We start from the raw sequence: 7,084 nt of genomic DNA, 5'->3' as shown, positions 1-7,084 counted from the left end.
GCCATCGGCGTAGGCAATGATAAAGACTCTTTCTCTTTCATGCGGCAAGCCGAGGCAGTACGCGGGTATAGTTGACCATTCACATACGTACCGGATTTTGGAAAGGTCTTCGAGGACTGTTGCTATTCCTCTAGAGAGCAGCCCTGTGGGGTTTTCGATGAGAGCGATTGCTGGTCTACACTGGTGGATCATGCGGAACATTTCGCGCCACACTCCAGACCTGGGGTCGTTGAGTCCTTTATGAGAGTTCTTGAAACAGAGCGTTTAGTTCTTCGTCGGCTGAGTGTTGAAGATAGCGAGTTCATTCTTGAGATATTGAATGACCCTTTGTGGTTGCGCTTTATTGGTGATAAAGGTGTGAGAACTCTTGATGATGCTCGTGAATATATTTTGAAGAATCCGGTTGCTATGTATGAGCGTCTCGGCTTCGGGCTGTATTTGGTTGAGCTAAAGGGGAAGAGCGTCTCGATTGGAATTTGCGGTTTGATAAAAAGAGATTCCTTGGAGGATGTGGATATTGGGTTTGTCTTTCTTCCTAAGTTCCGGGGAAAAGGATACGCCTATGAATCTGCTTCTGCTGTCATGATGTATGGGAGAAGAACCTTCAGTTTAACTCGTATTGTCGCTATCACTACACCGGACAATTATGGTTCAGCAAAGCTGCTCAAAAAACTAGGACTAAGCTTTGAGCGAATGATTAAACTATCTGATAATAGTAAAAGTGTTAGTTTGTTCATTTCTGATGTCTAACAATTGCAGTGTAGCGGATTGAAGAAAGCCGCTCGTGCTGAGTTCGAGTTTTTAGCAACCTCTGACCGCAGCCGTTATGCCGCGAATCTCAGTTACCATTGTAAGCATTTCACAAGCTCATCAATGATTGTAATTGTGTGTCTGAATTATCTCCCAATTCTTGTTGCAGTTGGGATAGTTGATTCTCTAACGCTTCAGCAGTCTGAATAAGATTCGATTCTTGGGCTATTTTTAGGACATGATATAGTTCACAATCTGTGACTTAAAGGAAAAGATTGCCGAAAATTATAAGGATAAGCTTGCCGCATCAAAGCCTGAAAGCCTTATTATTACGATTTGTGCCGAGTGGTTGTTGGACTACAGTTAAATGATTTAGTTGCCACCAGTGCAAAGAATTTAAGTCAAAGCCTACTGCGAGTCCAAACAATAGATAGAGAAAAATGCCCTCTGTACAAGAGTTTGATGACTAGCATGACTAGCGATCGCCATTTTTGGTTCGTGACCAAATCGACGTTCATCCTATACTGCGTAAGGTTTTGGTGCATTTTTCGCGTTTTTGGAGAGTGTAGATTTACCGTAAAGCTAGTCAGGCTCTCAATTCGGCAAGCTTTTACTTTAAAAAACGGCAATCTTTTCCTTTAAGTCACATTTTGGTGAAGTTATGATTCATTTTTGGTCAATTTATGGGTAAAAGCACACCAAGCACTCCCTTTTTTTTACATTGGTTGAATTTAGAAATTCTAGATACATTGCTAGCAGAACGAGTTCATCGTACCAACCCCAGAGTTGTCAAAAAACCTGTATCTAAGTTTCGCTCAAAAAGATTAAAACACCGAGGTACTGGCACACGAAATCGTCCCCCTATTTTCATTATTCTTAACACTGCATAGCCTTAACTTAACAGTATTGCCTTATGAAGTAATCTGTTTAGCCTGTATCATGCCTGGTGTTGGACTTTTAACATCCCAAGCCATACCTGTTACTTCAAGAGACCGGATAACCCAGTAACCTAAATCAAATTGCCACCATTTCATACCAAACTTTGCCGAGTTGGGGAAAGCATGATGGTTGTTATGCCACCCTTCTCCAAGAGTTACAATGGCAAGCCAAATAATATTTCCGCTTTGATCAGCGTTTTCAAAACGGTAGCGACCAAAGACGTGGGTAATGGAATTGATGCACCAAGTCGTGTGGTGAGATAAGAAGATTCGGACAATTCCTCCCCACATAAACCCTTGGAATGCTCCAATACTACTTCCTGTAAGAATCCCTTCTATAGCCGTAGGAATAGCAAGACCTAGTATTATCCAAATTAGGTAAAGCTGATTAATTTTGACAATGGTAGGGTTGTGAACCAAGTCTTTGGCAAAAATTAATGGGTTCACAATCAAGCTCTCAAACAGCCAGCCAATATGGGCATAGCATAGTCCGCGTAATTGATTATAAATTCCGTTTCCATGAAGACGAGGTGAATGAGGATCGTTGGGCTGATCGCTGTACTGATGATGGCATCTATGAGTAGCTACCCAAAAAATTACAGGTCCTTGAGCAGCCATAGAGCCAAGAATGGCTAGAGTGATCTCTATCACTTTGTTTGACTTGAAAGCTCTGTGTGCAAAGTATCGATGAAAGCCTACAGTAATTCCAAGCCCCGTTAAAATGTACATACTAACCAACAACGATAATTCGATCAAACCAATCCCTAATAGCGGCAATAATCCAATGGCGAGAACTGAGCCAAGAAAAGGGATTAATACAGTAGTCCTAGCTATATACCTTTGTTGATTCTGTAACTCTTTATTCGCCAAGGTTATTCGGCTTCTAGGAGTTAAAGCTGTAGAAAACTCAAGTTCTTTTGTGGTATTTGGTTGCATATGTATCTGGTAAGCTACTTACTTCTAAACAAACGTAGTTGTCATTATTCACAAGGGGATTAGGATCTGGCTTCATTACTCGAGTTAGGGAAGTAGCCTTGAAGTGGACTATGTTGATAAGTATTTCAAGTGAAAGCAGAAAAGAAAAAACCCGAACTACAAGCTAGTGGTCTGTTAATTTTCTATTTGTGGATAAAGATGCTTGAGACGGATACGGGCATCCGCTGTTGTGAACTGCCAATCTACGGATTTTTGCGAATGATTACGATGCCCGTATCCGGTTGAATGTACCAAGCCGATTGGTGAAGCGAGGTAACTTTGGCTGTAGTATGACCGCTAACCCCAGTAGATATTTGTTGCGATTCAATTACCGCAACGGTTTTACCTGCACGTTTAAGTAGTCTTGCAGGAGTGATTCCCGCAATACCTGCGCCGACAATTGCAACATCTACAGATAGATTATTGCTAAGTGGTGGAAAATTAGCTGTGGGTGTCGAGTCAATCCAGTAAGAAATGTGCTTTTCTGATAAATTAGGCATATTTTTCCCTTGATAGTGTTCGAGAGATGCAATACATTGATAACAGAATTAGTCTTCAAAACAAGATTTAAAGAGTTAGTTTTACTTGTACTTAACTTTTAAGGAATGAACCACAATTTTCCTCAATTACGATTTATACAAATATTTTTCATGTTTATCTTTAAAATAGACGTTTTAAATAGAAAACAAAAGTATCTTACGGATAAGTTTTCTTGATAAATTAGAAAATATATATTAACCTTAAGGCATAGAGCAGCATTGTTATAATTTTTAGAGTGAACATGTTGAATTTCATAAATACTCAATAAAGATGATATTTTATTTGTGGGAATGATATTCAAGTAGAAAATTGATTTTAATTTTAAAGTTACATCTGTAATCTACAGACTGGGGGAAAACTTTCTGTGTCGGAGAGTCCTATGAGCAAATTGAGTCACTTTGGCAGCATTTAACACAGAGCTATAAGGCACTAGGAATCGGCGAAGATATAATTGAGTAATTATTAATACTTGCTTAAAGCTTGTCAAGGAAGGAGTTGTAGATTTGCACTCTCGTTTTGATGCCTACGGCAACCCCTTTGGTGTACGCCCCACATCTGCGATCACAAAAAGCTCAAGCTTCCCCTATTGCCGCCCCTGCCCTCATCCCTGCCTAAGAACCTATCCCACTAATACCAGAAATATGACAATCTACTGTTGATGACGGTAAGTTGTATCAGGGTATGGCTGGGCGATTTGAAGGATTAAGCGATCTAGATGGAGACTATTTGAAGATATATTCCCCAAGGAACCAGAAAAACGTGATCGCGGAATGCCACACGCTCCATTTCGTCATGTGATTAATACGTTGCTGTATATATTGATAACAGGATGTCGTTGGTGTGATGTTCCAAAGGGAGAAATATGGGCATCAAAAAGTTCAGCGCACAGATGGCTACAACGTTGGCAAGCAGATGGAACATTAGATAATTTACAAGCATGTATATTAGGCATTGCAGAAGAAAGAGGGTTAATCAACTGGAACTACGGAGCAGTTGATGGGTCTTTTTCCCCCTGGGAAGGGTGGCGGTGAAGGTGTCAAGTACGGTCATAAAGGTAAAGGAATTTTAATACACACATTGACTGATGATAATGGTTTACCCTTGGCTAATCGCACAACCAAAAGCTTTCGGTAGCGAAAGAGATCAAGTTATACCTCTATTAGATAGCGTCAAAGTCAAAACCAATAGACCCGGTAGACCTCGTAAACGAGTCAAAGTACTGGCTGCTGATAAAGGTTACGATTCCAAGGATAAACGTGCAGCCTTGCGTAAACGCGGTATCAGACCGCAATTACCCAAGCGTATTTGGAAGATCAAGAAGAATCGAGGCAGACCAATTAAAATTTCAGTTCCGCCTTTTCAACAGGAGTGTTGTTTCGCTTGGTATCAAAAAAAATATCGATGTTTGGTTGTGCAATGGGAGCGAATTTCGGACTGCTTCAACGCTTTTCTTTCTCTAGCCACAATTCATATTTGGATTAACCGGATTTTATTAGTGGGATAGATTCAAATAGTAACCCGTGCTGAGTTGATGACGGTATTGCGTAAAGCCATTCAGTATGCTCTGGAAGGTGGAGGAATCTACATTTCGGTTCTATTGCTAGTCACACAGAGGGTAGCTAGGCTCGGTAAGCATGGAGCGACTTGAAACTATTGCTAATGGCTGAACCCATCGCCTTGATAAAGGTGTTGCGAAGTCCCACCGCCAAAGGGTTATTCAATTCGCCCATCTTGCCAGATTGCAAGGATTGTTCGACAATCGCCTTGATACGGGGGAATCGTAGCGATTCATAACGTTGAAAGGCAGTAATCGGATCAGGTTGTTGTTTCAAGCATTTTGCAACGACAGACGCATCCTCCAGAGCAGTGCAGGCTCCCTGTCCCATCGTTGGCAGCATCGGATGGGCAGCGTCACCCAGTAGCGTAACATTCTGCTGACTCCAAGGTTGAGTCGGGGGGCGATCGTAGAGATGGGTCGTCAAAATATTGGCTTCGTCAGTGGCCGCAATCAACTCAGGAATGGCTGGAAACCAGTCTTGATACATTCTCTCAAGCTCTTTCTTACGCCCCTCTACGGCATCCGGTTGTGCAACTGGTGCAATGGCTGCGGCATACCAATACATTTTTCCTTTGCCCAGCATCATGAAGCCAAATCCTTTACCACAACCTAAAAATTCCTGAATATAGCTAGGACAGTATCTATTGGGAACATAATCAGTCAAACCTCGCCAAGTCTTGAAGTTGCGATAAATAGGTGGTTCATCCCCTAAAATGATCGCTCGTACACGCGATCACAGCCCATCTGCACCAATCAGCGCCTCCCCTTCAACGCTCAAACCTGAAGCAAAATAGGCATGAACCTAATTATTATGGCGCTCAAATCGCTCAAAGGTTTCTCCTAGAATAAATTTTTCATTGGGTATACAAAAGCTGAAAAAGTAAAGAATGCCAAGCCAGTTCGAGATGCACAGACGACTCAATCTGTGATTTTGGCAGTAGCGGAAGAAGAGTTTGCCCAACATGGCTTTACGGGTACAAGAACGGAAGCGATCGCAGCCAAAACGGACGTTTCAAAATCGATGATTTATTACTACTTCAAAGATAAAGAAGGTTTATATCAAGCAGTATTAGAACAATCGCACGCCGATCTTTTAGAAACGGTTGAGAAATTAGAGTTGAAGCATCTATCCCCTGAAATCGCATTAAAAAAATTCCTCAAAGCATTGCTCGATTGTGTATCGCGTAATCCAAAACTCCCGACTATCATGTTTTATGAAGCTGTGCAAAACCAAGGAAAGTATTACAAACGCACTACTTCTGTAAATATTAATACAACCTTAGTCCAGATTTTAGAACAAGGTGTGGCTACCGGAGTGTTTCGTCAACTTGATCCGTTTCAGTCCGCAATTAATATTATGGGAACTTGTTTGTTTTATTTCATTGGTGTGGGAAATATTCAACAGTTTCCCCAGGGTAAGCGGCTTTTGAGTAAGGCAATGCTGGAACAGCACGCCCAGGAAGCAATCGCGCTAATCTTGGCTGGTGTGCGACAATCCTGACAGTGGCAGAACAATACGGTCTGTCCCGAATGGCACTAAGAAAAGGAGAAATCGTTGAGGCAGCTCTTGTGCAACTGCACCTTTATTACTGTTGAGTTGTAATATGTTTGACTCAGTAGCACTAAGAGTGTAATATTTTTAACGAGTATATCAGTAGTAGTTAAGGTATCGGTCTAACCGATATCACTACTTAATTGTGTAAGTCTAGAATAATTTTGTGAGCCAATTGTGGACATTTGATTAGCTGTTGGAACTTCCCCACCCCACAATTCTGGTAGCCATCGCCTGATCGCCTCCCGCCCGACGGTATACTTGTGGCAAAAATCCCTGGTTTTTAAGGGAACACAACAAGGTAATATCTGCGCTGGCTTGCTGCTGTTTCCGTACCCAAAGCTCAATCAACTGCTGCCGCTCCTGAAGAACCAGCACAAACCAACGCTCGTACTCTTTTTTCAGCTTCGGTATCCTGATCTGATGCTTTCCACCACTTCAGAAGTTTAGGAGTGGGAGCAAACAGAGGCTGGTGCTTACCCTTCCAATTTTGGGGAGGATACAGGGAGATTGAGATGCTTTCGCCTCGGATGAGAGCCACGATAATATGAAATGTACACTGTCATAATCGTACCCGCTCCAAATCGTAATCACTCACCCGCGCGATGGAATCTCTAGAGGTAAAAACCTCGTCACCTTTTTCCGGTATAGCAGGGGACATCCATTCGATGCAGTAGAACCAGGAATCGCAAATCAGTTGGATGCCTTGGACAATCCTTGCTGGTGGCCCGTCGCCATGAAATCGGAACTCGACTAATTCACCCAGTCCAA

General features: G+C 42.1%; 10 protein-coding genes. 4 read left to right on the top strand and 6 right to left on the bottom strand.

Going from position 1 to position 7,084, the window contains the following annotated elements:
- On the bottom strand, positions 1–201 hold a 201-nt coding region (locus tag H6G97_RS41780), incomplete at its 3' end, for a DNA cytosine methyltransferase (RefSeq protein WP_199350039.1).
- Between the two features lie 39 nt (positions 202–240).
- Here H6G97_RS41780 and H6G97_RS41775 point away from each other — a divergent pair.
- Positions 241–750 carry a GNAT family N-acetyltransferase gene (locus H6G97_RS41775; protein ID WP_190946451.1) on the top strand — a complete coding sequence of 170 codons (510 nt, stop codon included), beginning with the start codon at positions 241–243 and terminating at the stop codon, positions 748–750.
- 911 nt (positions 751–1,661) lie between these two features.
- Here the strand turns inward: H6G97_RS41775 and H6G97_RS41770 are convergent.
- Complete coding sequence (locus tag H6G97_RS41770; protein WP_190946450.1) at positions 1,662–2,624, bottom strand: acyl-CoA desaturase; 963 nt, start codon at positions 2,622–2,624, stop codon at positions 1,662–1,664.
- 242 nt (positions 2,625–2,866) lie between these two features.
- Positions 2,867–3,163 (bottom strand): FAD-dependent oxidoreductase, encoded by a 297-nt coding sequence (locus H6G97_RS41765; protein WP_242055947.1) that lies wholly within the window; start codon positions 3,161–3,163, stop codon positions 2,867–2,869.
- Between the two features lie 741 nt (positions 3,164–3,904).
- Between H6G97_RS41765 and H6G97_RS41760 the strand changes: the two genes are divergently transcribed.
- Positions 3,905–4,234, top strand: a complete 330-nt coding sequence (locus tag H6G97_RS41760) for a transposase (RefSeq protein ID WP_338421957.1) — start codon at positions 3,905–3,907, stop codon at positions 4,232–4,234.
- Between the two features lie 59 nt (positions 4,235–4,293).
- Entirely contained in the window at positions 4,294–4,707 is a 414-nt protein-coding gene (locus H6G97_RS56295) for an IS4/IS5 family transposase (protein WP_206759159.1), read from the top strand.
- 115 nt (positions 4,708–4,822) lie between these two features.
- On the opposite strand, the gene H6G97_RS41750 is transcribed toward H6G97_RS56295, so the two are convergent.
- Positions 4,823–5,425 carry an FAD-dependent monooxygenase gene (locus H6G97_RS41750; RefSeq protein WP_242055946.1) on the bottom strand — a complete coding sequence of 201 codons (603 nt, stop codon included), beginning with the start codon at positions 5,423–5,425 and terminating at the stop codon, positions 4,823–4,825.
- Positions 5,426–5,686: 261 nt separating this feature from the next.
- On the opposite strand from H6G97_RS41750, the gene H6G97_RS41745 reads away from it, so the two are divergent.
- Complete coding sequence (locus H6G97_RS41745) at positions 5,687–6,262, top strand: TetR/AcrR family transcriptional regulator (protein ID WP_338421956.1); 576 nt, start codon at positions 5,687–5,689, stop codon at positions 6,260–6,262.
- Between the two features lie 240 nt (positions 6,263–6,502).
- On the opposite strand, the gene H6G97_RS53930 is transcribed toward H6G97_RS41745, so the two are convergent.
- Both H6G97_RS53930 and H6G97_RS41735 read right to left on the bottom strand, forming a co-directional pair.
- Positions 6,503–6,691 carry a hypothetical protein gene (locus tag H6G97_RS53930; RefSeq protein WP_242055945.1) on the bottom strand — a complete coding sequence of 63 codons (189 nt, stop codon included), beginning with the start codon at positions 6,689–6,691 and terminating at the stop codon, positions 6,503–6,505.
- Positions 6,692–6,875: 184 nt separating this feature from the next.
- A partial coding sequence (locus H6G97_RS41735) for a DUF1392 family protein (protein ID WP_190946449.1) occupies positions 6,876–7,084 on the bottom strand: 209 nt, incomplete at its 5' end.

Origin of the sequence: Nostoc flagelliforme FACHB-838, assembly GCF_014698065.1 — a bacterium.
GTDB classification, from domain to species: Bacteria; Cyanobacteriota; Cyanobacteriia; order Cyanobacteriales; family Nostocaceae; genus Nostoc; species Nostoc flagelliforme_B.
The sequence above is the reverse complement of the archived record's forward strand: the minus strand, read 5'-3'. Positions and strand labels throughout refer to the sequence as shown.

What these genes read in the sequence shown, in the direction of transcription:
- H6G97_RS41775 (WP_190946451.1), top strand. Translation starts at nt 241, where the DNA reads ATGAGAGTTCTTGAAACAGAGCGTTTAGTTCTTCGTCGGCTGAGTGTT.
- H6G97_RS41770 (WP_190946450.1), bottom strand. Translation starts at nt 2,624, where the DNA reads ATGCAACCAAATACCACAAAAGAACTTGAGTTTTCTACAGCTTTAACT.
- H6G97_RS41765 (WP_242055947.1), bottom strand. Translation starts at nt 3,163, where the DNA reads ATGCCTAATTTATCAGAAAAGCACATTTCTTACTGGATTGACTCGACA.
- H6G97_RS56295 (WP_206759159.1), top strand. Translation starts at nt 4,294, where the DNA reads ATGGTTTACCCTTGGCTAATCGCACAACCAAAAGCTTTCGGTAGCGAA.